The 23,978-nt window shown below is 68.3% G+C and carries 23 protein-coding genes; 5 read left to right on the top strand and 18 right to left on the bottom strand.

Translation table 11 applies throughout. The annotated features are described in order from the left end of the window. The first annotated feature begins 184 nt into the window (after positions 1 to 184). The 3 genes from H610_RS0118720 to H610_RS0118730 are packed head-to-tail and all read left to right on the top strand — an operon-like array spanning position 185 to position 2,698. Positions 185 to 1,192 (top strand): methionine ABC transporter ATP-binding protein, encoded by a 1,008-nt coding sequence (locus tag H610_RS0118720; RefSeq protein WP_028241080.1) that lies wholly within the window; start codon positions 185 to 187, stop codon positions 1,190 to 1,192. Next, positions 1,192 to 1,869 (top strand): methionine ABC transporter permease, encoded by a 678-nt coding sequence (locus H610_RS0118725; protein WP_028241081.1) that lies wholly within the window; start codon positions 1,192 to 1,194, stop codon positions 1,867 to 1,869. The genes H610_RS0118720 and H610_RS0118725 overlap by 1 nt, the downstream gene beginning before the upstream one ends. A gap of 55 nt (positions 1,870 to 1,924) precedes the next feature. Further along, positions 1,925 to 2,698 carry a MetQ/NlpA family ABC transporter substrate-binding protein gene (locus H610_RS0118730; protein ID WP_028241082.1) on the top strand — a complete coding sequence of 258 codons (774 nt, stop codon included), beginning with the start codon at positions 1,925 to 1,927 and terminating at the stop codon, positions 2,696 to 2,698. A gap of 433 nt (positions 2,699 to 3,131) precedes the next feature. On the opposite strand, the gene H610_RS0118735 is transcribed toward H610_RS0118730, so the two are convergent. Next, a complete protein-coding gene (locus H610_RS0118735; protein WP_028241083.1) occupies positions 3,132 to 3,995 on the bottom strand; it encodes a LysR family transcriptional regulator in 864 nt (287 codons plus the stop codon). Between the two features lie 98 nt (positions 3,996 to 4,093). Here H610_RS0118735 and H610_RS0118740 point away from each other — a divergent pair, with 98 nt between their 5' ends. Beyond that, positions 4,094 to 4,519 (top strand): VOC family protein, encoded by a 426-nt coding sequence (locus H610_RS0118740; protein ID WP_028241084.1) that lies wholly within the window; start codon positions 4,094 to 4,096, stop codon positions 4,517 to 4,519. 167 nt (positions 4,520 to 4,686) lie between these two features. Here the strand turns inward: H610_RS0118740 and H610_RS0118745 are convergent, their stop codons facing one another. The 14 genes from H610_RS0118745 to H610_RS0118810 form a co-directional block, all read right to left on the bottom strand. After that, positions 4,687 to 5,085 carry a YbaN family protein gene (locus H610_RS0118745; RefSeq protein ID WP_043239057.1) on the bottom strand — a complete coding sequence of 133 codons (399 nt, stop codon included), beginning with the start codon at positions 5,083 to 5,085 and terminating at the stop codon, positions 4,687 to 4,689. Beyond that, positions 5,078 to 5,668 (bottom strand): biliverdin-producing heme oxygenase, encoded by a 591-nt coding sequence (locus tag H610_RS0118750; protein WP_028241086.1) that lies wholly within the window; start codon positions 5,666 to 5,668, stop codon positions 5,078 to 5,080. Before H610_RS0118750 ends, H610_RS0118745 begins: the two co-directional genes overlap by 8 nt. A 118-nt stretch (positions 5,669 to 5,786) precedes the next feature. Beyond that, complete coding sequence (locus H610_RS0118755; RefSeq protein ID WP_051231872.1) at positions 5,787 to 7,109, bottom strand: TolC family outer membrane protein; 1,323 nt, start codon at positions 7,107 to 7,109, stop codon at positions 5,787 to 5,789. 2 nt (positions 7,110 to 7,111) lie between these two features. Further along, positions 7,112 to 8,452: an HlyD family type I secretion periplasmic adaptor subunit gene (locus tag H610_RS0118760; RefSeq protein ID WP_028241088.1), complete on the bottom strand. Its 1,341-nt coding sequence runs from the start codon at positions 8,450 to 8,452 to the stop codon at positions 7,112 to 7,114. Next, positions 8,449 to 10,191, bottom strand: a complete 1,743-nt coding sequence (locus H610_RS0118765) for a type I secretion system permease/ATPase (protein ID WP_330216852.1) — start codon at positions 10,189 to 10,191, stop codon at positions 8,449 to 8,451. Before H610_RS0118765 ends, H610_RS0118760 begins: the two co-directional genes overlap by 4 nt. 188 nt (positions 10,192 to 10,379) lie before the next feature. Continuing rightward, complete coding sequence (locus H610_RS0118770; protein ID WP_028241090.1) at positions 10,380 to 10,988, bottom strand: heme acquisition protein HasA; 609 nt, start codon at positions 10,986 to 10,988, stop codon at positions 10,380 to 10,382. Positions 10,989 to 11,074: 86 nt separating this feature from the next. After that, a complete protein-coding gene (locus H610_RS0118775) occupies positions 11,075 to 13,750 on the bottom strand; it encodes a TonB-dependent receptor (RefSeq protein WP_028241091.1) in 2,676 nt (891 codons plus the stop codon). A gap of 253 nt (positions 13,751 to 14,003) precedes the next feature. Then, positions 14,004 to 14,981 (bottom strand): FecR family protein, encoded by a 978-nt coding sequence (locus tag H610_RS0118780; protein ID WP_028241092.1) that lies wholly within the window; start codon positions 14,979 to 14,981, stop codon positions 14,004 to 14,006. An 83-nt stretch (positions 14,982 to 15,064) separates the two neighbouring features. Then, on the bottom strand, positions 15,065 to 15,565 hold the full coding sequence (locus H610_RS0118785) for an RNA polymerase sigma factor (protein ID WP_028241093.1): 501 nt from the start codon (positions 15,563 to 15,565) through the stop codon (positions 15,065 to 15,067). A 617-nt stretch (positions 15,566 to 16,182) separates the two neighbouring features. Then, positions 16,183 to 16,818 (bottom strand): SCO family protein, encoded by a 636-nt coding sequence (locus H610_RS0118790; RefSeq protein WP_028241094.1) that lies wholly within the window; start codon positions 16,816 to 16,818, stop codon positions 16,183 to 16,185. A 19-nt stretch (positions 16,819 to 16,837) separates the two neighbouring features. Continuing rightward, complete coding sequence (gene cyoE / locus H610_RS0118795) at positions 16,838 to 17,737, bottom strand: heme o synthase (RefSeq protein ID WP_028241095.1); 900 nt, start codon at positions 17,735 to 17,737, stop codon at positions 16,838 to 16,840. Between the two features lie 19 nt (positions 17,738 to 17,756). Next, positions 17,757 to 18,821: a COX15/CtaA family protein gene (locus tag H610_RS24215; protein WP_201768380.1), complete on the bottom strand. Its 1,065-nt coding sequence runs from the start codon at positions 18,819 to 18,821 to the stop codon at positions 17,757 to 17,759. 201 nt (positions 18,822 to 19,022) lie between these two features. Continuing rightward, positions 19,023 to 19,592 carry a hypothetical protein gene (locus H610_RS0118805; RefSeq protein WP_028241096.1) on the bottom strand — a complete coding sequence of 190 codons (570 nt, stop codon included), beginning with the start codon at positions 19,590 to 19,592 and terminating at the stop codon, positions 19,023 to 19,025. Continuing rightward, the gene (locus tag H610_RS0118810; protein WP_028241097.1) at positions 19,567 to 20,304 is read right to left on the bottom strand and encodes an SURF1 family protein; all 738 of its coding nucleotides are present in this window, start codon (positions 20,302 to 20,304) and stop codon (positions 19,567 to 19,569) included. Before H610_RS0118810 ends, H610_RS0118805 begins: the two co-directional genes overlap by 26 nt. A 68-nt stretch (positions 20,305 to 20,372) precedes the next feature. Here H610_RS0118810 and H610_RS0118815 point away from each other — a divergent pair, with 68 nt between their 5' ends. Continuing rightward, positions 20,373 to 20,576, top strand: coding sequence for a twin transmembrane helix small protein (locus H610_RS0118815; RefSeq protein WP_028241098.1), 204 nt, complete (start codon positions 20,373 to 20,375; stop codon positions 20,574 to 20,576). 9 nt (positions 20,577 to 20,585) lie between these two features. Here the strand turns inward: H610_RS0118815 and H610_RS0118820 are convergent, their stop codons facing one another. From H610_RS0118820 to ctaD, 3 genes are all read right to left on the bottom strand, one after another. Beyond that, on the bottom strand, positions 20,586 to 21,473 hold the full coding sequence (locus H610_RS0118820; protein ID WP_028241099.1) for a cytochrome c oxidase subunit 3: 888 nt from the start codon (positions 21,471 to 21,473) through the stop codon (positions 20,586 to 20,588). Between the two features lie 10 nt (positions 21,474 to 21,483). After that, positions 21,484 to 22,032: a cytochrome c oxidase assembly protein gene (locus tag H610_RS0118825; protein WP_028241100.1), complete on the bottom strand. Its 549-nt coding sequence runs from the start codon at positions 22,030 to 22,032 to the stop codon at positions 21,484 to 21,486. A gap of 309 nt (positions 22,033 to 22,341) precedes the next feature. Then, a complete protein-coding gene (gene ctaD, locus H610_RS0118830) occupies positions 22,342 to 23,976 on the bottom strand; it encodes a cytochrome c oxidase subunit I (RefSeq protein WP_028241101.1) in 1,635 nt (544 codons plus the stop codon). Positions 23,977 to 23,978: the final 2 nt, after the last annotated feature.

The raw sequence follows: 23,978 nt of genomic DNA on the forward strand, positions 1-23,978 counted from the left end.
GGCAGCTTTACCGACCCCGCCGGGGCGGGATTCGTTTCGCCCATTGCGATAAACGTCGCCAATCACGACGATGTGCTGTGCCTATCTCACGTCATCGCCGATGGCGCGAAAACGGGCCCGCCGGGTAGAATGCGCCCCCTTCGGGCCACCGCCCGGCCAGATGACGTACCCACAAGGTCCGCCCGTGATCGAATTCGACCAGGTCCACAAAACGTACCGCGTCGGCAATCGCGACATCCCCGCGCTGCAACCGACCCGGCTCAACATCGAAAGCGGCGAGGTGTTCGGCCTGATCGGACACTCCGGCGCCGGCAAGAGCACGCTGCTGCGGCTGATCAACCGTCTGGAGGAACCCTCCGGCGGGCGCATCCTGGTCAACGGCGAGGACGTCACCGCGCTCGACACCGACGGCCTGCGGCGCTTCCGCCAGCGCGTCGGGATGATCTTCCAGCACTTCAACCTGCTCAGCTCCAAGACCGTGGCCGACAACGTCGCCATGCCCCTGCGGCTGGCCGGAGGCCGTTCGCGCGCCGAGATCGACCAGCGCGTCGCCGCCCTGCTCGCCCGCGTCGGCCTCCAGGACCATGCGCGCAAGTACCCGGCGCAGCTCTCCGGCGGGCAGAAGCAGCGGGTCGGCATCGCCCGCGCGCTGGCCACCGAGCCGGACATCCTGCTGTGCGACGAGGCCACCAGCGCGCTGGACCCGCAGACCACCGCGCAGGTGCTGCAGCTGCTCGGCGAGATCAACCGCGAGCTGAAGCTGACCGTCGTGCTCATCACCCACGAGATGGACGTGATCCGCCGCGTCTGCGACCGCGTGGCGGTGATGGACGACGGGCGCATCGTCGAGCAGGGGCCGGTGGCCGAGGTGTTCCTGCATCCGCGGCACCCGACCACCCAGCGCTTCGTCCAGGAGGACGAGGCGCTGGACGAGAACGAACAGCGCGACGACTTCGCCCACGTGCCGGGCCGCATCCTGCGCCTGACCTTCCAGGGCGAGGCCACCTACACCCCGCTGCTCGGCACCGTGGCGCGCGAAACCGGGGTCGACTACAGCATCCTCGCCGGGCGCATCGACCGCATCAAGGACGTGCCCTACGGCCAGCTCACCCTCGCCCTGGTCGGCGGCGACCTGGCCGCCGCCCTGGCCCGCTTCGAGGCCGCCGAGGTGCACGTGGAGGTTCTGCGCTGATGCAAGCCCTGTACGAGACGCTCTTCGCCAACATCGACTGGTACGACATCTGGCTCGCCACGCTGGACACCCTGCTGATGCTCGGCGGCTCGCTGCTGTTCACCATCCTGCTCGGCCTGCCGCTGGGCGTGCTGCTGTTCCTCACCGGCCCGCGCCAGCTGTTCGAGAACGGCCCGCTGTACGCGCTGCTGTCGTTCGTGGTGAACGTGCTGCGTTCGCTGCCGTTCATCATCCTGCTGATCGTGATGATCCCCTTCACCGTGCTGCTCACCGGCACCTCGCTCGGCGTCGCCGGGGCCATCCCGCCGCTGGTGGTGGGCGCCGCGCCCTTCTTCGCACGGCTGGTGGAGACCGCGCTGCGCGAGGTCGACCGCGGCATCATCGAGGCCACCCAGGCGATGGGCGCCACCACCCGGCAGATCATCTTCGCCGCATTGCTGCCCGAAGCCCGCCCGGGCATCATCGCCGCCATCACCGTCACCGCCATCACCCTGGTGTCCTACACCGCGATGGCCGGCGTGGTGGGTGCCGGCGGCCTCGGCGACCTGGCGATCCGCTACGGCTACCAGCGCTTCCAGACCGACGTCATGGTCGTCACCGTCGTGCTGCTGCTGGTTCTGGTGCAGGTCCTGCAGAGCGTCGGCGACCGGCTGGTCACCCATTTTTCACGCAAATGAACCCATAAGAAGGGCGAGCGAACCATCGCACCCCGCTCACTCCAAGGAACCCACGATGAAGAAACTGATTGCTGCCCTGGCCACCATCGCCGCGTTTTCCGCCCAGGCGGCGGACACCCTGAACGTCGCCGCCACCGCCGTGCCGCACGCCGAGCTTCTCGAGCACATCAAGCCGGCGCTGGCCGAGCAGGGCGTGACGCTCAACGTGAAGGTCTTCACCGACTACGTGCAGCCGAACATCCAGGTCGCCGAGAAGCGCCTGGACGCCAACTTCTTCCAGCACCAGCCCTACCTCGACGAGTTCAACAAGGGCCGCGGCACCGAGCTGGTGAGCGTCGCCGGCGTGCACATCGAGCCCTTCGGCGCCTACTCCGATAAGTACGAATCCCTCGACGCGCTGCCCGAAGGCGCCACCGTGGTCATCCCCAACGACGCCACCAACGGCGGCCGCGCGCTGCTGCTGCTGGACAAGGCCGGGCTGATCGGCCTGAAGGACGGCGCCGGCATCACCGCCACGCCGAAGGACATCGCCGAGAATCCCAAGCGCATCAAGATCCGCGAGCTGGAAGCGGCCACCCTGCCGCGTGTGCTGACCCAGGTCGATCTGGCGCTGATCAACACCAACTACGCGCTGGAAGCCAAGCTCAATCCCACCGAGGACGCACTCATCATCGAAGGCAGCGACTCGCCCTACGTCAACATCCTCGTCGCCCGTCCGGACAACAAGGACAGCGACGCCATGCAGAAGCTCGCCGCGGCGCTGCACAGCGAGGACGTGAAGCAGTTCATCGAAGAGAAGTACCAGGGCGCCGTGGTGCCGGCATTCTGATCGCCGCAAGGCCCTGATCGAAGAGCCCGCCCTGTGCGGGCTCTTTCGTTTTCGGAGGCTCTTGTGGGAGCGGGCGTTGATCTGGCGCCGGACGCAGCGCCGCGTGATGCGGTCGCAGGCGGCGTCTCCCCGGCAGGCGTGCACCCTTCTCGTAGGAGCGAGCTTGCTCGCGAACCGCCCTCGACACCCGGCGCAAGACCCCTCTCCCCTCTGGAACGGGGCTGGTGCGCAGGGTCTTCCCTCATCCGGCCCTGCGGGCCACCTTCTCCCGGCGGGAGAAGGGAAAGGCACGGCGCGGCCTGGAGCCCAGGCGCAGACCTGCCGGCACAGGCCTTGCCTGCGACCGGCGCCTGCGCGATGCCGGCACCAACACCAAACCATCCCCCTCCCCGGCGGGAGAGGGCTGGGGTGAGGGGTGACGGCGGCGCCTTGCCTAGCGCCCCGCGCTGCGCAGGCATTCGAGCAGGCACGCCAGCGCCGGCTGGCGCTGGGCGCGGCGCATCACCGCCACCAGTTGCCGGTTGAAGCCGAGCGCGCCGAGCTCGAGCACGCGCACCCGGGCCCGGCGCTGCAGCCAGAGCCCGGCGCGTGGAATCAGCGCCACGCCCATGCCGGCCTCGACCATGCGCACGATGGCATCCAGCTCGTCCAGCTCCAGCGCCTCGCGTACCTGCAGGCGATGCTGGCGCAGAAAGCCCTCCACCAGGCGGCCGCCGAAGGAGCGCCGGTCGTAGCGCACCAGCGGCTGGGTGGCGAGCAGCTGCAGCGGGTCGTCGCCGGCCAGGCCCTCGGGCAGCACCAGCACGAAGGGCTCGTGCACCAGCGGCACCTCCAGCAGCTCCTTGGGCAGGTCGAAGGGCGGCTTGATCAGCAGCGCCAGGTCGAGCTCGCCGGCGTCGAGCCGGCTGAGCAGCTCCAGCGACACGCCCGGCACCAGCTTCAGCTCAATGTGCGGCGCGCGCGCGCGAAACGACGGCAGCGCTTCGGGCAACAACCCGGTCTGCACGGTGGCGATGGCGCCGATGCGCAGCTCGCCGCGCCACTGGGCGACGTCCTCCGCCAGGGCCATCTGGGCGAACAGCCCGAGGATCTGCTCGGCCAGCGGCAGGGCATGCCGCCCCGCGGCGTTGAGCACCGCGGCACGCCCACTGCGTTCGAACAGCGGCACGCCGAGCTGGCGCTCGAGCACGCGCATCTGCGCGCTGACCGCCGACTGGGTCAACCCGACGTGCTGGCCAGCGGCGGCGAAGGTGCCGTGGCGGGCCACGGCGACGAAGGTCCTGAGTTCGCGCAGCATCGATCGAAATCCTTGTTGCTCAACAGCAAAGATACGCGCTTTTCATCGAAACGGCTGCTGCTCAGAATGCCGGAAAAACCCCTGAAGGAATCCCTTGCATGGCACTCTCTCCCTTTCACCTGGCGATCCCCGTGTACGACCTGGCCGCCGCCCGGCATTTCTACGGTGAAGTCTTCGGCTGCCCGGAAGGCCGCAGCAGCGACCACTGGGTCGACTTCGACTTCTTCGGCCACCAGTTGGTCATCCACGAGGCCCCGAAGATGGCGCACCAGGAAGCCGCCCACCGCAACCCGGTGGACGGCCACGACGTGCCAGTGCCGCATTTCGGCGTGGTGCTGGAGTGGGATACCTGGCAGGCGCTGGCCGACCGCCTGCAAAGCCTGCAGACCGCGTTCGTGATCGAGCCCTACGTGCGCTTCAAGGGCCAGGTCGGCGAGCAGGCCACCATGTTCCTCCTCGACCCCTGTGGCAACGCCCTGGAGTTCAAGGCGTTCAAGGACATCGGCCAGCTGTTCGCCAAATGACCCGCAGGCTGGGTTGGAACCTATAGCGGCAAGCCCGGCAGCGTTTCCAGCCCCGTTGGGCTTCGCTGCGCTCAACCCAACCTGCGAGCGTGGAAGCGGTCTTGACCGCGAATAGGCGCTGCCCCGATCACGATCGAGACCGCTCCCACGAAAAGCCGTGGGCGAGGTCATTCGGAACAGGCCCGCTCCGGCCGGCTCCAGATCCAGGCGGCGCCGCAGGCCATGCCGGCGGCGGCGAAGGCCACCGAGGGCCGGTGGGAGACGGTCAGCGCCAGGACCGTCAGGCTCGCCAGCATCGCCAGGCTGGCGATGACCTTGGTGCGCCGCGCGACCACCCCGCCCCGGCGCCAGTCGCGCAGGGTCGGGCCGAACAGCCGGTGGTTCTCAAGCCAGGCCGCCAGCCGCGGCGAGCTGCGCGACGCGGCCCAGGCGGCGAGCAGAACGAACTCGGTGGTCGGCAGGCCGGGCAGCACCACGCCCAGCAGCGCCAGGCCGATCGCCAGATGGGCGACGACCAGCCAGAGCCAGCGCAGACGACCGGGTCGGCCCGGCGACGCCTCAGGCAAAGCAGCGCTCCAGGTGCACGGCGAAGCGTTGGAACGCCTCGATGGCGGCGGCATCGGCCTGGCGTTCCTGCTCGGAATCCAGCTCGATGCCGTCCAGCACCTTGACGAAGCGCTTCCAGCCCTGGGCGCGACCGCCCTTCGGCGCAGCCAGGTGGCGGGCGCCGAAGCCTTCGTCCAGCCGCAGTGCGGCGGCCTTCTGGAACAGGAACTCGGCGCCGAGCTTCGAGCCTTCGGAAACGAACAGCCAGGCCAGCGCCTCGCCGACGCTCATCCGGCGTTCGCGGATGCTTTCGTCGCCCGCCGGCACCGGCATGCCGAAGTCGGCCAGGTCCAGGCGCGCCGCCTCGACCCGGCAGCGCGCCGGCAGGTCGTTCATCAGCGACGTCAGGCGCGGGTCCTGGTAGAGGTTCTGCAGGTCGTACTGGAACAGGTACTGGGCGGCGACGAAGCGGGCGAAGTTCTCCCGGCTGGCGAACGGCTCGTGCGCCTTGACCAGTGCTTCGAGGCGCTGGTGGGGTTCGTGGGTCAGAGCATTCAGGCGCTGCGAACGCAGCGGATGGGACAGGTGCGTGGGGGCGCTCATGGAGGGTTCCCTGTTCTCGGCCAATAATGAAGAGCGGGCGCCTGCCCGCTTCAGATAAGACGAATCAGCCGCGTCCAGGCAGTAAATGGGCAGCGGCTTTTTCCCGCCGGAGCGGTCGTCACCGGTCGGGCTGGAAGTACCGCGCCAGTGCCTGCAGGTCCTCGGCGCCCAGCACACCCGCGCCCTGGCGCAGCTTCAGCCAGGCCAGCAACCAGCCGTGGCGCGCTTCGGCCAGGTCGCGGCGGGCGCCGTAGAGCTGCTGCTCGGCATCCAGCACGTCGAGGTTGACGCGCTCGCCACCCTCGACGCTGCGGCGCGTCGCCTCGGTCAGCAGGCCGGCGGACTCCACCGCCAGCTGGTAGGCGCGGATCCTGGCCTGGCTGCTGCGGGACAGGTCGTACTGGCGCCGCAGTTCGTTGAGGGCCTCCGCGGTCTGCGCGTCCAGCTCGTGGCGGGCCTGCTCCAGCCGGCGCGCCGCCTGGCGCACCGAGGCCGAGGTGGCGCCGCCGGCGAACAGCGGCAGGCTGATCTGCACGCCGATGCTGTTGGTGTCGTATTTCTGGTTGTAGGTGCTTTCCGAGTCCGAACTGGTCTTGCGACTGCTGGCGTACAGCGAGACCTTCGGCAGGTGCCCGGCGCGCCGTTGCGCCACCTCGTGTTCGCTGACGCTCAGGCCATGGCGCTGCGCCGCCAGCAACGGGTTGTTGCGCAGCGCCAGTTCGCGCCAGGAGTCGAACGCCGCCGGCTGCAGCGGCAGCGGCTCGAAGACCTCGGCCAGCGGCGCCAGCTCGTCGATCGCCAGGGAACGGCCGAGCATCGCCTGCAGTACGCGCAGGGCATCGTCCAGACTGTCCTGCGCCTCGATTTCCTCGGCCAGCGCCAGGCCGTGCCGCGCCTCGGTCTCGAGGATATCGGTACGGGTGCCCTCGCCCTTGTCGAACAGCCGCCGGTTGAGCTGCAGGCGCTCGGCGTAGGCGCGCCGCTGGGCACGGCTCAGCTCGATCCTCTCCCGGGCCAGCAGCGCCTGGCTGTAGGCGGTCAGCAGCCGCACGGCCAGCTCCTGCCCCTGCGCGCGGTACTGCTCGTCGGCCAGCAGCGCCTGGGCCACGCCCTGGCGGTAGCGGGCCCAGGCCTCGTAGTCGAGCAGCGGCTGCTGCAAGGTCAGGGTGGAGGCGTAGCTGCGGTAATCGCGTTCGGCCGTCGCCTCCCCGGCCCTGACTTCGGAGTCGTTCTCCGAGTTGCTGTAGCTCCAGGACAGGCTCGGCAGCAGGCCGGCGCGGCCGATGGCGCGCTCCTCCTGGCCGGCGGCATGCGCCTGGATCGCCGCCTGGAAAGCCGGGTCGTGGAACAGCGCCAGGTCGTAGGCCTCCAGCAGGTCGAGGCCCCGGGCCGGGGACGCGCAGCCCAGCAGGCCGGCCAGCAGCAGGTGTTTCCACGGCATGCTCAGTCTTCCACCAGGGCCAGGTGAACGCGGTCCAGCAGCGGCTTGAACAGGTAGTTGAGCAGCGAGCGCTCGCCGGTGCGGACGAAGGCCTCCACCGGCATGCCCGGGCGAATGGTCAGCCCGGCCAGCTGCTGCATGTCCGCCTCGCTGACCCGCACGCGCAGGCCGTAGTAGGGCTCGCCGGTCGTCTCGTCGACCAGCCGGTCCGCCGAGACCGTCTGCACCTCGCCGGCGATCCGCGGCGTGGTGCTCTGGTTGAAGGCGGAGAAGATCAGCTCCACCGGCAGGCCCGGGTGCACCCGGTCGATCAGGTGGACCGGCACCTGGCCCTCCACCAGCAGCGGCTCGTGCTCCGGCACGATTTCCATCAGCGCCTGGCCCGGCGCGACCACGCCGCCGTCGGTGAACACTTTCAGGCCCACCACGATGCCATCGGCCGGTGCCCGCACCCGGCTGCCGGCCAGCTCGAACTCGGCACCGGCCAGGCGGTGGCGCAGCTCTTCGGCACGAATCTGCGCCTCAGCCAGCTGGCCGCGGACCTCCTTCTGGTATTCCTCGCGGCGCTGGCCGAGTTTCAGGCGCATCTCCAGGATCTGCCGCTGCAGCTGGCCGATGCGGCCGATGTCCTCGGCCAGCGCGCCGTCGAGCTCGGCGTACAGCCGTTCGCTGTCCAGCAGGCGGTTGCGCGCGACGTAGCCTTCGCGGGCCAGATCGCGCAGGCCGCCGAGCTGCTTCCCCAGGGCCTGCTTCTGGCGCGCCTTGCTCCGGCGCAGCGCATGCAGGCCGCGCAGTTGCTCCTCGGCACCGGCGATGCCCTCGCGCAGGCCGTCCAGCTCCATGGCCAGCGCCTGCCGGCGGCTGTCGAACAGTTGCCGCTGCAGCTCCAGCGCCGCGGCCACCAGCGGCTCGTCGCGCCGTGCCGCCAGGGTCGGCGGAAAAACCACGGCCGCCAGGCCATCGCGTTCGGCGCTCAGCCGCGCCGCCATCGCCTCGGCCCCCAGGTGCTGCGCGCGCAGGGCCTCGACCTGAGCGCGCAGGGCGGTCTCGTCCATCCGCACCAGCACCTGGCCGGCCCGCACCCGCTCGCCGTCGCGCACCAGGATGCGTTCCACCAGGCCGCCGCCGGCGTGCTGCACGGCCTTGCGGTTGCCCGACACCATCACCTGGCCGGACACCGGCACGCCCCGGTCCAGCGGCGCCAGCGCGGCCCACGCCAGGAAGCCGGCGAAGCCCAGCAGCACCAGCCACCCGCCAATGCGCGCAGGGCGCGCGTGGTCCAGGGCGGGGCCGGGCGACGGCCTGTCGTTGTCGGCGACCAGGGCGATGCGCGCGGCGCTCATGTCGTTTCCCCCGGCACGTTAAGGCGGTAGCTGACGTTGACCGCCGGCCGGGGCGGGGCCACCGCCGCCGGTCGCGCCGCCTGTTGCAGCTCCTGCAGCACCCGCGCGGCCGGGCCGAACGCCTGAATCCGCCCGCCGTTCAGCACCAGCAGCTTGTCGGCGCCGATCAGCAGCGCCGGCTTGTGGGTGATCAGCACCAGCGTGCGGTGCTGTTCCTTGAGCCGGGCGATGGCCGCCAGCAGGGCCTTCTCCCCCTCCTCATCGAGGTTGGCGTTGGGCTCGTCAAGCACGATCAGTGCCGGCGGACCGTACAGCGCGCGCGCCAGGCCGATGCGCTGCTTCTGCCCGCCGGAAAGCCCCGCACCCGCTTCGCCCAGGCGGGTGTCGTAGCCCTGCGGCAGACGCAGGATCAGTTCGTGGACACCAGCCAGTTGCGCTGCTGCCACCACCTTGTCCATCTCCACCTCGGCGAAGCGGGCGATGTTCTCGGCGATGCTGCCGGCCATCAGTTGCACGTCCTGCGGCAGATAGCCGACATGCGGGCCGAGCGCGGCCTTGTCCCAGCGGTGCAGGTCGGCGCCGTCCAGGCGGACCTTGCCGGCCAGCAGCGGCTGCGCCGCCACCAGCACGCGGGCCAGGCAGGACTTGCCGGAACCGGACGGGCCGAGCACGCCGAGCGATTCGCCGGGCTCCAGGCCGAAACCGACATCGCTCAGTACCGGCGTCCGCCCGCCGGGAGCGGCGGCGACCGCCCGCGCCACCTGCAGGCGGCCCTGCGGAGCCGGCAGCGTCATGCCTTGTTCGCGTGGCGGGCAGTCGGCCAGCAGCCGCGCCAGGCGCTCGTAGGCCTGCCGCGCCGGCGCCCACTGCTTCCAGGCGCCGATCAGCTGGTCCAGCGGCCCCAGCACCCGACCCAGCAGGATCGAGCCGGCGATCATCATTCCCGGGGTAATCTCCCCGGCCACCGCCAGCAGCGCGCCCAGCCCGAGCATCAGCGACTGCAGGGCCAGGCGTACGCCCCTGGACCAGGCACCGACCACGGCGGTCCTTTCGCTGGCCAGGCCCTGCTCGGCGAGAAACGCCCGATGCACGTGTAGCCAGCGCCGGCGCAGCGCGCCGAGCATGCCCATGGCCTCGATGGCCTCGGCGTTGCGCAGGTCGGCCTCGGCCTGCTGGCTGGCCTGCGTCGACAGCCGCCCCGCCTCGGCCAGCGGCACCCGCGACAGCCGCTGGTTGAGCCAGGCCAGCCCCGTCAGCAGGCCGGCCCCGGCCAGCGCCAGCGCCCCCAGCCAGGGATGGAAGAGGAAGATCACCAGCAGGTAGAGGGGAAACCAGGGCGCGTCGAAGAAGGCGAACAGGGCGTTGCCGGTGGCGAACTGGCGCAGGCTGGTCAGGTCCTTCAGGCCCTGTCCGGCGGCCAGCCGCTGGCCCTTCAGGTTGGCCTCGAATGCGGCGTCGTAGACCCTCTGGTTCAAGCGCATGTCCAGGCGCGCGCCGAGGCGGATCACCATCACGCCACGCACCCATTCCAGCGCCGCCATGAAGGCGTACAGGCCGATCACCATCAGCGTCAGCATGGCCAGGGTCATGCGGTTGCCGGAGGCCAGCACCCGGTCGTACACCTGCAGCATGTAGAGCGCCGGCGCCAGCATCAGCAGATTGATGACCGCGCTGAACAGGCCGATGCTGAGCAGGCCGCCGCGGAAGGCGGCCAGGGTGGCGAGGATTTCGTTGGGCATGTTCCGATCCATTGCCTCAGGCCTTGTGCGCGAGCGCGCGGGCGACGGAAGCACCGCAGCATTGACGGCGCAGGCAGTGCTTCCCAGAATTCGGTGACCGCCACGGCACGAGTTGTTCAGGCCAATGCCGTGGCGGTGTCGAGCGGCGGACGGGGAGCGATTCCTGTCCGCCCTTTTTTCACCTGGACTCAGGCGGCCAGCGCCAGGTCGTCGGCCAGCTCAGGCACACCCACCAGTTCGGCGGGCGCACTCAGCGGGCCGGCGCTCAGGGCGGCGGCGACCACGTCGAAGGTGTCTGCAGTGGATACGCCATAGTCGTCCAGCAGGTCGTTGAGCACGCCTTCCAGCGCCGTGGCATCGCCGGACATCAGGCCGTAGACCACATCGTGCACGATGCCCCGGTCGGTGGTTGTCAGGTCGTTGACATCAGTGAAGAGGCCCAGACCGCTGAAGCTCACCTCTTCGTAACCGGAGGTGAACTCGAAGCCGGAACTGGTCTCGATCAGTTTGCTGCCCAGGGATACTTCGTCCAGGCTGCCGTACAGGGTATGCGCTGGACTATTGAACAGCGTGTACGTCAAGTTGCCTTCGGCGACGAAACCGGCATCGCTGTTCGGACTGGTCAGGGCGTACTGGGTACCGCTGAGGCTGCCCGGGTAGAAGCCGCCGGTGTTGACACCATCTTCGACCGTGCCCGTACGGTGATCGGCATCACCGAAATAGCCAGTCCAGTCGGCCAGGTAGTCGCTGATGGTCCAACCGCTGTAGGTGGTGGTGTAGGTAATGGAAAGACTCATGTTATTTCTCCAACGAAGGTTTCACATGATTGCCGCAGTAATCCAGACTGCGGTTTTGCCCGGCACGGGCAAAAGGGCCGTCCTGCTCAGAAGGTGTATTCCAAGGTGCCCTGCACGGTGCGGCCACGCCCCAGGGTGAAGGCCAGCACGTCACCGAGCGGCACCAGATAGGCCTTGTCGGTCACGTTCTCGACCGCCAGGCGCAGGGTGAGTGCGTCGGTGGCCTTGTAGCTGCCGAAAAGGTCGTAGACGGTGTAAGGCTTCCAGTCGGCGGGGTAGGTCATTTCTCGCGCTTCTTCGTCGTCGTGCGTCAGCGAATAACCTTCGCTGTAACGGGCACGAACCCCGAGATCCAGCTTGCGATCCAGCAGGCGGGTGCCCAGCGTCAGGCTGCCGCGATCCATGGGCATATGCTCGGCGGTGCCCATGATCCCGCCACAACGAATCTGCTGATTATTGAATTCGTTCGGCACCATCCCGGTGATCGGCTGCCGGGGGCCAGCGGAAACTGGATCCGTCGACCCGCCTAACCAAGTGACATATTTGCAGTAGTCATTGGCACCGATCATGTGGGTGTAGCTGAAGTTGCCGTAGTAGCTGCCCGCGTCGTAGTCGAAGCTGTACTCCACACCGCGGAAACGGGTGGTGCCCAGCGTGTTGACGTAGGCGGTCGTACCGATGTTCGCGACCGGGTCATAACCGGGACGCCGCAGCCCCGTTGACATGATCATGAAATCATCGATCTTGGTATCGAAATAGGCGACCTTGGCACCCAGACGATCCTCTGCGGTAAACAGGTTTTCCCTGAAGATGTTGAAACCCACTTCCCAGGCACTGGAGCGTTCCGGCTCGAGGAAGGGATTGGGATACATGATTTCCGAACCGCCGCCATGGGGACGGCCGGTAATCAGCGTCTCGGTGACCGCCGGCGGCCGCCAGCCCTTACCATAGCTGGCGAACAGTTGTAACCAATCGAGACCTGGCTTCACCGCGATACCGAAGGTGGGAGAGAAACGGCCCTCTTCACGATCGACGTCGAAGTACAAGGGCTCGTTGGTCTGCTGGGTGGTACCGAGGATGAAGGTACGGATATTCATTCCGGTATCACCACGTAGGCGATAACGGTCGTAGCGCAGGCCGGCGTTCAGGTTGAGCCAGCCGTCGTATTCATAGTCCAGGCGCGCGAAAAGGCTGCCCATGGCGCGCGTGCCTTTCGGCGTCATGCCTTCGGCAAAGGGGTAGTCCAGCGCCGAACTTGAGCTTACCGCCTGATCCGACTCGGGCCTGACTTTGTCATGGAAGAACTCCAGACCATAGTCGGCCTGAAGGATGGACGCCTGGCTCAGGGCGAAGATCGAGGTGTTCTGTACCTGCAGGCCATAGGTATCGGTCTGGTAGGTGGTGGAATAGCCTTGGGTGGTACCGCGAGTCAGCGTGCTCTGATCGTTGCGGGTATCGACGTGGTAGAGCTTGACCTTGAAGTTAATCAGCGGGTTGTCCGGGGCATAACCGTAGTCCAGCGCGAAGTTCTGCGAGACGACATTGCTGCTGCCCAGCTTTTCCCACAGTTCCTCGTTGTTGACATCCATCATGTTGGCGTCGTCGTAGGACACCTGGGTGCGCAGGTAGCTGAACTGCACCCGCTGGTCATGCGGGAGATTCAGTCCCAGCTTGGCCAGTCGGGAACGCATGGTGAAACCGGAATAGGCGACCGGCGAATTCTTGATCCGATCCTCGACATCCGGGTTACCCCGCGAGCCAGTACGCAATTCGCCGATGCTGCCATGGGTGCCAGGATCGAAATCACCCAGATGTCGCTCGCTGGCCGCTATCAGGATGTCGCCAATGTCGTTGCCCAGAGCAAAGACGCCGCTGCCGATGAAATGGGTGCCGTTGGCATAGCCACCGAGGCCGGTGGTGGCGCGAACCCGACCGCCAAACTCCTTGCCTTCGCGGATAAAGTCACGCGCATCCAGGGTACGGAAGTCGGCGACGCCGCCAATTACCCCGGCCCCGCCCATAGCGGAGGTCACGCCCTTCTCGATGGTCATCCCGCCAAGCAGTTCAGGATCGACGTACATTGAGCCGTTCCGCTGCTGGTGGCCGCTCTGCTGGTAGTTCTGGCGCATGCCATCCACCGACATGTTGACCCTGCCATAGTCCTGAATGCCGCGGATATTCACCGATAGCCCCGGGTCCTGCTGGCTCACCGCGGTATACACCCCGGCGGTCTCTTCCAGCATGTCCGCGGCATGCCTCGGCGGGTTGCGGTCGATCTGCTCGCGATCGATCACCGACACCGAACGCGGCTGCAGGTAGGTCTGCTCCTTCTCGCCGAGCCAGCCCCGCACCGTCACGTCCGGCAGCTCGGCCACCCGAGGGTCGGTTTGCCGCTGGCTGAGCGTGACCTGGCGTCCGTCTTCGAACAGGCGGTAGTCCACCGGAGCGGATGCCAGCAGCCTCTGCAGCGCCTCCTCCAGCGAGTAGCGCCCCTGCACGGCGCCGCCCTGCAGCCCGGCGAAACGCTCGCTGTCGAAGAACACCTGGACACCGCTCTGCCGGGCGAAGGCCAGCACGCCGGCGGCCAGCGGCTGCGCCGGAATGTCGTACTCGATGACGGCCGGCACGGCCTGGGCCGCGCCCACCGCCTCCACCGCTACGGCCAGCGGCGACACCGGCACCGTCAGGCAACTGCCGAGGGCCACGCCCACCGACAAGGCCACGTAGCGGGGCCGCGCCCCTTTTTTCCTGTTGCGTTCCATCCTCTCCCCGAATGCCTCGCGTCGGCTGTCTTCTGGTTATCTTTTCGAGTGAATGAAAATCACTCTCATAAAGACAGACGAGCGGAGCGGGGAAAGTCGGTAACGCGGGGAAGATTTTTTGGGCGGCATCGTGCCGGACGGGGGCTGGCTGGATCCCAGGGCGGGTTGTCGGCGGCCGTCCTGGCAGGTGCGGCCTGCATCGTCGCCAGGGCGCACCCACCGGGCCCGGTACGGGCCGGCTGCCTTTGCGGGCTCAGCGGATCAGGGTGAATCCCGGCAGGTCCAGCCGGCTGGCGCCCAGTTCCCGTACGAGCAGGTCCAGTGACTGGTCGAGGCTGTCCAGGCGAAACACGCCGTTGACCCGGCGCTCGGCCAGGCGGGGATCGGAGATCACCACGTAGCCGCGCCGGTAGGGCTGCAGGCGCTCGATCACCTCTTCCAGCGGACGGTCCTGGAATACCAGCAGGCCGTCGCGCCAGGCGGTGGCGCTGCCCAGGTCGGCCTGCAGGGGATGCACCCCGCTGGCGTCGTACCAGGCGCTCTGGCCTTGCTCGAGGATGCGCCGTCGCTCGCCGGCGGTGCCCGGCGCACTGACCTCGACGCTGTGTTCCAGCACCCCGACCCAGGTGCCCCTGCCGCGGTCGCCGACCACGAAGCGGGTCCCCAGGGCCCGGCTGCTGCCGCCGGCGTTTTCCACCAGGAAGGGCCTGGTTTCACCCTCGCCCATCGGCGCGACCCGGAAGATCGCCTCGCCGTGGCGCAGGCGGACCAGGCGCCGCTCGTCGTCGAAGACGACATCCAGCGCGCTGTCGGCGTCCAGCTCGACCAGACTGCCGTCCGGCAGTGTCACCTGGCGCCGCTCCCCGATACCGGTGGCATGGTCGGCGAACAGGTCGGCGGCGAACTGAGGCGCCTGGACCGACACGGCCAGCCAGGCCAGCAGCATCGCGGCGGCGCCGGCCAGGTAGCGCAACCGGCGCCGCGCTCGGGCCAGCCGTCGCCATGCGCCGCGGCCTGCCGGGCGCGGCGTTGGCGCGTCCAGCGAATCCAGCGCGCCGAGTTCGGCCCAGGTCTCGCGGGCTTCCCGCAGCAGGCCGGCGCGGTGCGGGTCTTCGGCAAGCCAGCGCTGCAGCGCCTCCGGATAGGGCGCCGCCGGGTCCGCCTCGCCCAGGCGCACGGCCCAGGCGGCCGCCTCGTTGCGCGCGCGCTGTCGCTCGTCGTGGCTGATCACGTGAAGTCTCGTGGTTTGGTTATCGATCAAGAGTAAGGACGTCCGGCGCGGCGGGAAACGGTAACAGCGCGGCAGTGGTGCGCTCAATCGTCGCGCAGGCGCTCGGCGACGTGCTGCAGCGCGCGGGTCAGGTGCTTCTGCACCGAGCTGTCGGAAATGCCCAGATGCCGGGCGACCTCGGCATAGGTCAGCCCCTGCAGGCGGTTGAGCCTGAAGATCTGCTGGGTGCGCGGCGGCAGTTCGGCCGCCGCCTCGCGGATCTTCTGCAGCCGCTGGCGGGCGGCCAGCTGCCGCTCCAGGTCGGGCGTCTCGTCCTCGACGTGGGCGAGGGCCTCGTTGGGCTGGCTGTCGGTACGCCGCCGCTGCTGCTGGCGCATGTGATCGATCAGCAGGTTCTGGGCGATGCGGAAGAGGTAGGCCGGGCTGTTGTCGACCGGGCCGTTGCGCGCCTGCTCGGCCAGCCGCAGGAAACTCTCCTGGGTCAGGTCGGACGCCAGCTGGGGATCGCGACTGCGGCGCAGCAACAGGTTGCGGACAGCGTTGCCATGTCTGAGGAAGAGCGCCTTGAGGTCCACTTCCGACAATGCCTTCTCCTGACTGTGAACCGGCAGACCGACCGGCGCTGCGAAACGTCTGGCAAGGCGCGATCGACGGAACCGCATCATATTTTTATCGAGAATGATTTTCAATTGGGACAGGCATCCCGGATGAGCGGATCGCGATCGAGACCGCTGCCACGGGAGATGTGATGTGCGGCTTTCTCCCTCATCCGGCCCTGCAGGCCATCTTCTCCCGCAGGGAGAAGGGAAAAGCCCGCCCCGGCACTGCCTGTGGCCGCACACACAGCAGTAGGAGCAGGCTCTGCCTGCGACCAGCCCTCGGAGGAGATCGCTATCGAGACGGCTTCTGCGAGCAGAACGCGTGTTGGGCTTCGCTTCGCTCAACCCAGCCTACGAAGGGGGGAGCAACTGCCTTGACCGCAGAACGTTCCCGATCGCCGTTCGCAGCCAGGATCGCTTGGCCCCCGTCGCCGCGAGGGCGCGCGATCTACAAGGATGTGGTGAATGCCGCAAGCCCGTCGGGAACGGGCGCGGCCTCCCACTGGATTCGGCTGGCACCGCGTGCTTTCGTGGAAGGCCCGCCCTCGGGCGATGCTCTTGTGTGAGCGGTCTCGACCGCGAACATGGCAAAGAGCGGCCGCTCAACCCTCGCCCCGCACCAGCACCGGCAGCTGCTCGGCCAGCTTCTGGCTCCTCAGCGGCGCGCGGATGAAGCCGCGCTGGCGGCCGTCCGGGCCGATGACCACCAGGTTGCCGCTGTGGTCTACGGTGTAGTTTTCCTTCGAGGTGTCGGCGGGGATGAAGGGAATGCCCACCGAGTTGGCCAGCGTCTGGATGGTCGCCAGCTCGCCGGTCAGGCCCTGGAAGCCGGCGCCGAAGAAGTCCAGGTAGCGCTTGAGCTGCTCGGGGGTGTCGCGGTCGGGGTCGACCGAGACGAGGATCGGCTGCAGGCGGTCGCGCACGTCCTCGGGCAGTTGGCCGCGCAGCTGGCGCAGCTCGGCGAGGGTCGCGGGGCACACGTCCGGGCAGAAGGTGTAGCCGAAGAACAGCAGGCTCCAGCGCCCTTCCAGCTGGTCGAGCCGCACAGGCTGGCCCTCCTGGTCGGTCAGCGTCAGCTCCGGCACCTGGCGCGACTGCGGCAGCAGCACGATGCCGGCGTCGAGCATGGCCACCGGGTCCGGCCCGCGGCCGGTGCCGAGCACCTTGTAGACCGTCAAGCCCACCACCAGGGCCACCAGGCCCACCAGCACCAGTACGGTTTTCTGCACCTTGGTCATCGCATCCTCATGCCGCCGCTCAGGGATTGAGCGGCAGATAGTGATCGACCAGCAGCGCGATGAACAGCAGGAACAGGTACCAGATGCTGTATTTGAAGGTGCTGATCGCCGCATGCGGGCGGCTGTCGCGGTACAGCGCCAGCGCCCAGTACAGGAAGCGCGCGCCCAGCACGCCGGCGGCGGCGAGGTAGAGCACCCCGCTCATGTGGATGGCGAAGGGCATGAAGCTCACCGCCAGCAGCATCACCGTGTAGAGCACGATGTGCACCTTGGTGTAGTGCTCGCCGTGGGTGACCGGCAGCATGGGGATGTCGGCCTTGGCGTACTCGGCCTTGCGGTGGATGGCCAGGGCCCAGAAGTGCGGCGGCGTCCAGGCGAAGATGATCAGCACCAGCAGCAGCGGCTCGGCGGTCACCTGGCCGGTCACCGCGACCCAGCCGAGCAGCGGCGGGGCAGCACCGGCGAGGCCGCCGATGACGATGTTCTGCGGCGTGGCGCGTTTGAGGAAGCCGGTGTAGATCACCGCGTAACCGACCAGCGAGGCCAGCGTCAGCCAGGCCGCCAGGGCATTGGTGAAGGCCAGCATCAGCGCCATCCCGGCGAGGCCGAGCACCAGCGCGAACAGCAGCGCCGCCGCCGGCGCCACCCGGCCTTCGGCCAGCGGGCGCTTGTGGGTGCGCGCCATGATGGCGTCGATGCGCCGGTCGACCACGTGGTTGACCGCCGCCGCCGCCCCGGCGCAGAGGGCGATGCCGAGGTTGCCGAACAGCAGCACCGTCCAGGGCACGCCGGCCCGGGTGGCGAGGAACATGCCGACCAGCGAGGTGATGAGCATCAGCACCACCACCCGCGGCTTGGTCAGTTCGAGGTAGTCGCGCCAGCCGGCCTGGGTCGTCTGTTCGCGCAGTGCGGTCGCCATGGCTGTCCCCTTCTTGCGGTTATTCGGTGGCCGCGGTCAACGGCCCGTCGCCGGCGTGTGGCCGGGCGGCGGGACGGTCGAGCGAAGCGGCCGCCACTGGGTCTGTGACCGCGCGCAGGCGGTAATTGATCAGTACCAGCACCAGCAGCAGGCAGGCGCCGCCGCCGTTGTGCGCCACCGCCACGGCCAGCGGCAGGTGCAGCAGCACGTTGGCCATGCCGAGGCCGATCTGCAGCGCCAGCGCGCCGACCAGCAGTGCGGCCAGCCGCGGCAGCCCCTGGCGCCACAACTGCCAGGCCAGCAGCAGCGTCACCGCCGCCACCGTCAGCGCGCCGAGCCGGTGGGTCAGGTGGATGGCCGTGCGCGCCTCGCTGTAGAGCAGCCCGCCGAGGTAGTTCGGGCCGATGTGCTGGGTCAGGTGGAAGCCGTTGGCGAAATCCATCTCCGGCCACCACTGGCCGTGGCAGGTGGGCAGGTCCGGGCAGGCGACGGCCGCGTAGTTGCTGCTCACCCAGCCGCCGAGCGCGACCTGCAGCACCACTACGCAAAGCCCCGCGGCGGCCAGCAGGCGCACCCCGATCGGCACCGCGGGCAGCGCCTGGAAGCGTCCGGACAGGCGCAGGCAGAGCAGAAACAGCAGGCTCAGGGTGGCGAAGCCGCCGAGCAGGTGGGCGGTCACCACCTGCGGCCAGAGCTGCAGGGTCACCGTCCACATGCCGAACAGCGCCTGGGCGATCACCACGCCGAGCAGCAGCAGCGGCAGTTTCACCGGCCGTCCGGCCTCGTCGCGGCGGCGCACGGCCTGCACCGCCAGCCCGAGGATCGCCAGGCCGAGCGCGCCGGCGAAGTAGCGATGGACCATCTCGTTCCAGCCCTTGTGCACCTCCAGCGGCGCCTGCGGAAAGCGCTCGGCCGCCAGCGCCTGCTTGTGCTCGCTCATCGGCACGCCGAGAAAGCCGTAGCAGCCCGGCCAGTCCGGGCAACCGAGACCGGCGTGGGTCAGCCGTGTGTAGGCGCCGAGCAGCACCACCACCACCGCCAGCGCAGTGGCCAGCAGGGCGAGTCGGTAGCCGGGTTTCGATATCGTCATGACCGTCCTCGTTTCACTTCGCGCTGGAAGGCTGGAAGGCTGGAAGGCTGGAAGGCTGAACGAGCGTCTGGTCTGGCTGCGCTTTCACTACTCTCGAATTCCGCTCGCAAGCCTTGCCCCTCGCCTTCATTCGCCCCACTGCCCCGTCCAGCCGTCCAGCCGTCCAGCCGTCCAGCCTCCAGCCTCCAGCGCTATTCACCCAATTCTCGATATCTTCAACAGATGCCTCAGATCCTCCAGGATCGCCTTGCCCTGCACCCCGCTGCCGTAGCGCAGCACCAGGTTGCCGTGGGGGTCGACGATCCACAGCTGTGGCGCCGTCGGCAGCGACGGGTTGGCTTCGTAGTGCAGGCGGTCGAGCCGATAACGGGCCAGTTGCGGGTATTCGCGGGTCAGCTGTGCCTCGAAGTCGGCCGGCAGCGCGGTGGCGCTGGCCAGCGCGTGGCCGGCGCGGTCCGCCTCGCGGCCGAGGCCGATGTTGATCTGCCGCGCCAGGTAGACCAGCTCGCGGCAGTCCGCCGCGCAATCGCCGGGGGCGGTCACCAGCAGCTCCCAGCCCTGCCGGTCGCGCTCCGGCACGCCGAGTTCGGCGCGGCCGTACTGCCCGCCGACCAGCACGCCGTGGTAGCTGCGGTTCTCCGGAATCCAGAAGCCGAAGCGGTACATGGCGGTGGCCAGCAGCATCGGGCCGACCACCACGGCAATCAGGCCGATCAGTTGCAGGCGCCCGCGGTGGCGCTCAGGCGGAGCGATGGTCGGGCTCATGGCGCTCATGGTCGATCTCCTTCGCACGGTGGATGCCCAGATAGACGAACAGCCCCAGCAGCGCGGCCGCCAGGGCGAACCACTGCACCGCGTAGCCCAAGTGCTTTTCCGGGGTCATGGTGGTGACCGGCCAGTCGACCCGGTAGGCCGCCGGCCCGGGGGCCAGGCGCAGCTCGAAGGGCACGCCGTCGCGGCCGAGCAGCTGCCAGATTTCCTTCACGTCGACGTAGCTGGTCAGCTTCGGCCAGCCGTCGACCATGCGCCGGGCCAGCAGGAAGGGTTGCTGCGAGGGCGCGTAGACCCAGGCGGCGAGCTTCAGGGCGCCGTCCGGGGTGTCGAAACGCGGCGGAATGCGCCGGTCCGGCCAGGGGATCCAGCCGCGATTGACCAGCACCCAGCGGCCGCTGGGGTCGTCGTGGAAGGGCTGCAACAGCTCCACGCCCACCTGGCCGTCGCGCGTGCGGCTGTCGAGCAGGAAGCTGTGCTCGGCATCGAAGCGGCCCTGCAGGTGCACGCGGCTGTAGGCCGGGTCCTCGGCGTGGTCGAGCGCCTGCGGGGCCAGCGCCTCGGCCTGCTGGCGCGCCTCCTGCCTGGCCAGCAGCGCCCGCTTCTGCTCGCCGCGGTCGAGCTGCCAGAAGCCCAGCCACAGCAGCCCCGGCACCAGCAGCAGGACCAGCAAGGTGGGCAGCAGGCCTGGCCGGAATCCGCTCATGGCCGCCCCCGTGGGCCGTGGGTCTGCGGTCTATACTCCAATCCTTTCCCCCAATGCGGAATCGCTCGATGCTCAAGGCGATCATCGTCGTGTTGTTAGTGGCCGTTCTGGCCAGCTTGTTCAGTGGCCTGTTCTTTCTGGTGAAGGACGAGAGCCGCCGCTCGCGCGTGGTCACCGCCCTGTTCATCCGCGTCACGCTCACGGCGGTCATCGTCATCCTCATCGGCTGGGGCTTCTACAGCGGCGAGCTCAAGCCGTCCTTCGGCTTCTGAGCGCGCCCGCTAGAGCACGTAGACGAAGACGAACAGGCCGACCCAGACCACGTCGACGAAGTGCCAGTACCAGCTCGCTGCCTCGAAGCCGAAGTGGTGCTCCGAGTCGAAGTGGCCGCGCAGGATGCGGACCAGCATCACCGTCAGCATGATCACGCCGATGGTCACGTGGGCCCCGTGAAACCCGGTGAGCAGGAAGAAGGTGGCACCGTAGATGCCCGAGCCCAGGGTCAGCCCCAGCTCGGTGTAGGCATGGATGTATTCCTCGGCCTGCAGGATCAGGAAGGCCGCGCCGAGGACCAGGGTCAACCCCAGGCCGAGCTTGACCTGCTTGCGCTGGTTCTTCTTCAACCCGTGGTGCGCCCAGGTCAGGGTGAAGCTGGAGGTCACCAGCAGGATGGTGTTGATCAGCGGCAGGCCCCAGGCGCCGACCACGTCCTTGGGCGCCGGGTAGAGTTTGGGATCGGGGTTGTTCAGCAGCGGCCAGCTGTACTGGAAATCCGGCCAGAGCATGGCGCTGACGCCCTTGTCGCCCTCGCCGCCGAGCCAGGGCCCGACGAAGAAGCGGACGTAGAACAGGGTGAAGAACAGCGCCGAGAAGAACGCCACCTCGGAGAAGATGAACCAGCCCATGCCCCAGCGAAACGAGCGGTCCATCTGCGGGCTGTAGAGGCCGGCACGGCTCTCCTTCACCACCGAGCCGAACCAGCCGAACATCATGTAGGCGATCAGCAGCGCACCGACGAAGAAGATCCACGGGCCGTTCGATCCGTCGCGCCCGGCCTTGAGGTCGTTGAACCAGTCGCCCAGGCCATAGACCGTGATCAGCAGCGCGACCGTGGCGACGATCGGCCACTTGCTCTGCTCGGGGACGTAGTACTGCTGATGCGTTGACATGGGTTACTCCTTAGCCGCCGTTGCGGGCAACGGGGGGCTGGCGGGACGTGATGTCGAACAGCGTGTAGGCGAGCGTCAGGTGGTGCACGTCGGCCGGCAGGTCGCGGTCGACGATGAAGCGGACCGGCATCTCGATGCGCTCGCCCGGCTGCAGCACCTGCTGGGTGAAGCAGAAGCACTCGGTCTTGTGGAAGTAGGCGGCGGCCTTGGCCGGCGAGACGCTGGGGATGGCCTGCGCGGTCATCGGCCTGTCGCTCGGGTTGTAGGCGACGAAGCGCATCTCGGTGGCGGCGCCCGGGTTCACTTCCACCTGGTCGGCCACCGGGCGGAACTCCCAGACCATGCCGGCGGCGTTGGTGGCGAGGAACTGCACCCGCACCGCACGGCGGTCGTCCACCGTCTGCGTGCCCTGGTAGGCGCCGGCGGTCTTGCCGTTAATGCCGAAGGCCTTGCACATGACGTCGTAGATCGGCACCAGGGCGAAGCCGAAGGCGAACATCGCCAGCACCACCAGCACCAGGCGCAGCACCAGCTTGCGCAGGGGGAGTTCAGCGTTCATGGCACAGGCCCTCCTTGAGGAAAAAGCGCTGGAGGCTGGAGGCTGGACGAAAAAGCTCGCGGTCGAGACCGCTCCCACCATCCGCCCCCGTGGGAGCGGTCTTGACCGCGATCGGCCCCTGCAGGGCGGGTTTGGTGTTCCGGTGGGCTGAAGCGGGGCGCCGCCCGGTCCATCCTCCAATCGGGCCATGCACCCGTAGGGTGGGCTTTAGCCCACCATGCTCGCCTCCCGCCACCGCCCGGGCCGATCTGGTGCACGCCGTCGAGGCCACCCTTCGTCCGGCCTCCAGCCTCCCGCCTCCAGCGGCTTTCACGGCGTGAGCTCCCCGCCGGTCCCCTTGCGGTGCTCATGCACGTCGCTCATGTCCGGCGGCGTCTGGAAGGTGTGGTAGGGCGCCGGCGAGGGCACGGTCCATTCCAGCCCCTCGGCACCGTCCCAGGGCTTGGCCGGCGCCGGTTCGCCGCCACGGATGCACTTGATGACGATGAACAGGAACAGCAGCTGGGTGGTGCCGAACATGAAGGCGCCGATCGACGAGACCATGTTGAAGTCGGCGAACTGCAGGTTGTAGTCGGGAATCCGCCGCGGCATGCCGGCCAGGCCGACGAAGTGCATCGGGAAGAACGCCAGGTTCATGCCGATGAAGCTCATCCAGAAGTGCAGCCTGGCCAGGGTCTCGTCGTACATGTGGCCGGTCCACTTCGGCAGCCAGTAGTAGGCCGAGGCGAAGATGCCGAAGATCGCCCCCGGCACCAGCACGTAGTGGAAGTGCGCCACCACGAAGTAGGTGTCGTGGTACTGGAAGTCCGCCGGGGCGATGGCCAGCATCAGCCCGGAGAAGCCGCCGATGGTGAAGAGAATGACGAAGGCCACGGCGAACAGCATCGGCGCCTCGAAGGTCAGCGAGCCGCGCCACATGGTCGAGACCCAGTTGAACACCTTCACCCCCGTCGGCACGGCGATGAGCATGGTGGCGTACATGAAGAACAGCTCGCCCACCAGCGGGATGCCGACGGTGAACATGTGGTGCGACCAGACGATGAACGAGAGGAAGGCGATCGCCGCAGTGGCGTAGACCATCGAGGTGTAGCCGAACAGCGGCTTGCGCGCGAAGGCCGGGATGATCGAGCTGACCGCGCCGAACGCGGGCAGGATCATGATGTACACCTCGGGATGGCCGAAGAACCAGAACACGTGCTGGAAAAGCACCGGGTCGCCGCCGCCGGCGGCGCTGAAGAAGCTGGTGCCGAAGTGGATGTCCATCAGCATCATGGTCACCACGCCGGCCAGCACCGGCATCACCGCGATCAGCAGGAAGGCGGTGATCAGCCAGGTCCAGACGAACAGCGGCATCTTCATCAGCGTCATGCCGGGCGCGCGCAGGTTGAGGATGGTGGCGATGACGTTGATCGCGCCCATGATCGAGCTGATGCCCATCAGGTGGATGGCGAAGATGAAGAAGGTCACCGACTCCGGCGCGTAGGTGGTCGACAGCGGCGCGTAGAAGGTCCAGCCGAAGTTCGGCCCGCCGCCGTCCATGAACAGCGTCGAGACCAGCAGGGTGAAGGCCGCCGGCAGCAGCCAGAAGCTGAAATTGTTCATCCGCGGCAGGGCCATGTCCGGCGCGCCGATCATCAGCGGGATCATCCAGTTGGCCAGGCCGACGAAGGCCGGCATCACCGCGCCGAACACCATGATCAGCCCGTGCATGGTGGTCATCTGGTTGAAGAACTCCGGCTGCACGATCTGCAGGCCCGGCTGGAACAGCTCGGCGCGGATCACCATGGCCATGGAGCCGCCGAGCAGGAAGGCGGTGAAGCTGAACCACAGGTACATCGAGCCGATGTCCTTGTGATTGGTGGTCAGCAGCCAGCGCGAGATGCCCTTCGGCGGGTAGTGGTGGGCGTGTTCGACATGCCCATGGTCATCAATCACTGCACTCATCG

The organism is Stutzerimonas azotifigens DSM 17556, from assembly GCF_000425625.1.
GTDB classification, from domain to species: domain Bacteria; phylum Pseudomonadota; class Gammaproteobacteria; order Pseudomonadales; family Pseudomonadaceae; genus Stutzerimonas; species Stutzerimonas azotifigens.

Coding starts and splice junctions, on each gene's coding strand:
- H610_RS0118725 (WP_028241081.1), top strand. CDS start 1,192: ATGCAAGCCCTGTACGAGACGCTCTTCGCCAACATCGACTGGTACGAC.
- H610_RS0118730 (WP_028241082.1), top strand. CDS start 1,925: ATGAAGAAACTGATTGCTGCCCTGGCCACCATCGCCGCGTTTTCCGCC.
- H610_RS0118735 (WP_028241083.1), bottom strand. CDS start 3,995: ATGCTGCGCGAACTCAGGACCTTCGTCGCCGTGGCCCGCCACGGCACC.
- H610_RS0118740 (WP_028241084.1), top strand. CDS start 4,094: ATGGCACTCTCTCCCTTTCACCTGGCGATCCCCGTGTACGACCTGGCC.
- H610_RS0118750 (WP_028241086.1), bottom strand. CDS start 5,668: ATGAGCGCCCCCACGCACCTGTCCCATCCGCTGCGTTCGCAGCGCCTG.
- H610_RS0118755 (WP_051231872.1), bottom strand. CDS start 7,109: ATGCCGTGGAAACACCTGCTGCTGGCCGGCCTGCTGGGCTGCGCGTCC.
- H610_RS0118760 (WP_028241088.1), bottom strand. CDS start 8,452: ATGAGCGCCGCGCGCATCGCCCTGGTCGCCGACAACGACAGGCCGTCG.
- H610_RS0118765 (WP_330216852.1), bottom strand. CDS start 10,191: ATGCCCAACGAAATCCTCGCCACCCTGGCCGCCTTCCGCGGCGGCCTG.
- H610_RS0118770 (WP_028241090.1), bottom strand. CDS start 10,988: ATGAGTCTTTCCATTACCTACACCACCACCTACAGCGGTTGGACCATC.
- H610_RS0118775 (WP_028241091.1), bottom strand. CDS start 13,750: ATGGAACGCAACAGGAAAAAAGGGGCGCGGCCCCGCTACGTGGCCTTG.
- H610_RS0118790 (WP_028241094.1), bottom strand. CDS start 16,818: ATGACCAAGGTGCAGAAAACCGTACTGGTGCTGGTGGGCCTGGTGGCC.
- cyoE (WP_028241095.1), bottom strand. CDS start 17,737: ATGGCGACCGCACTGCGCGAACAGACGACCCAGGCCGGCTGGCGCGAC.
- H610_RS0118805 (WP_028241096.1), bottom strand. CDS start 19,592: ATGAGCCCGACCATCGCTCCGCCTGAGCGCCACCGCGGGCGCCTGCAA.
- H610_RS0118810 (WP_028241097.1), bottom strand. CDS start 20,304: ATGAGCGGATTCCGGCCAGGCCTGCTGCCCACCTTGCTGGTCCTGCTG.
- H610_RS0118815 (WP_028241098.1), top strand. CDS start 20,373: ATGCTCAAGGCGATCATCGTCGTGTTGTTAGTGGCCGTTCTGGCCAGC.
- H610_RS0118820 (WP_028241099.1), bottom strand. CDS start 21,473: ATGTCAACGCATCAGCAGTACTACGTCCCCGAGCAGAGCAAGTGGCCG.
- H610_RS0118825 (WP_028241100.1), bottom strand. CDS start 22,032: ATGAACGCTGAACTCCCCCTGCGCAAGCTGGTGCTGCGCCTGGTGCTG.
- ctaD (WP_028241101.1), bottom strand. CDS start 23,976: ATGAGTGCAGTGATTGATGACCATGGGCATGTCGAACACGCCCACCAC.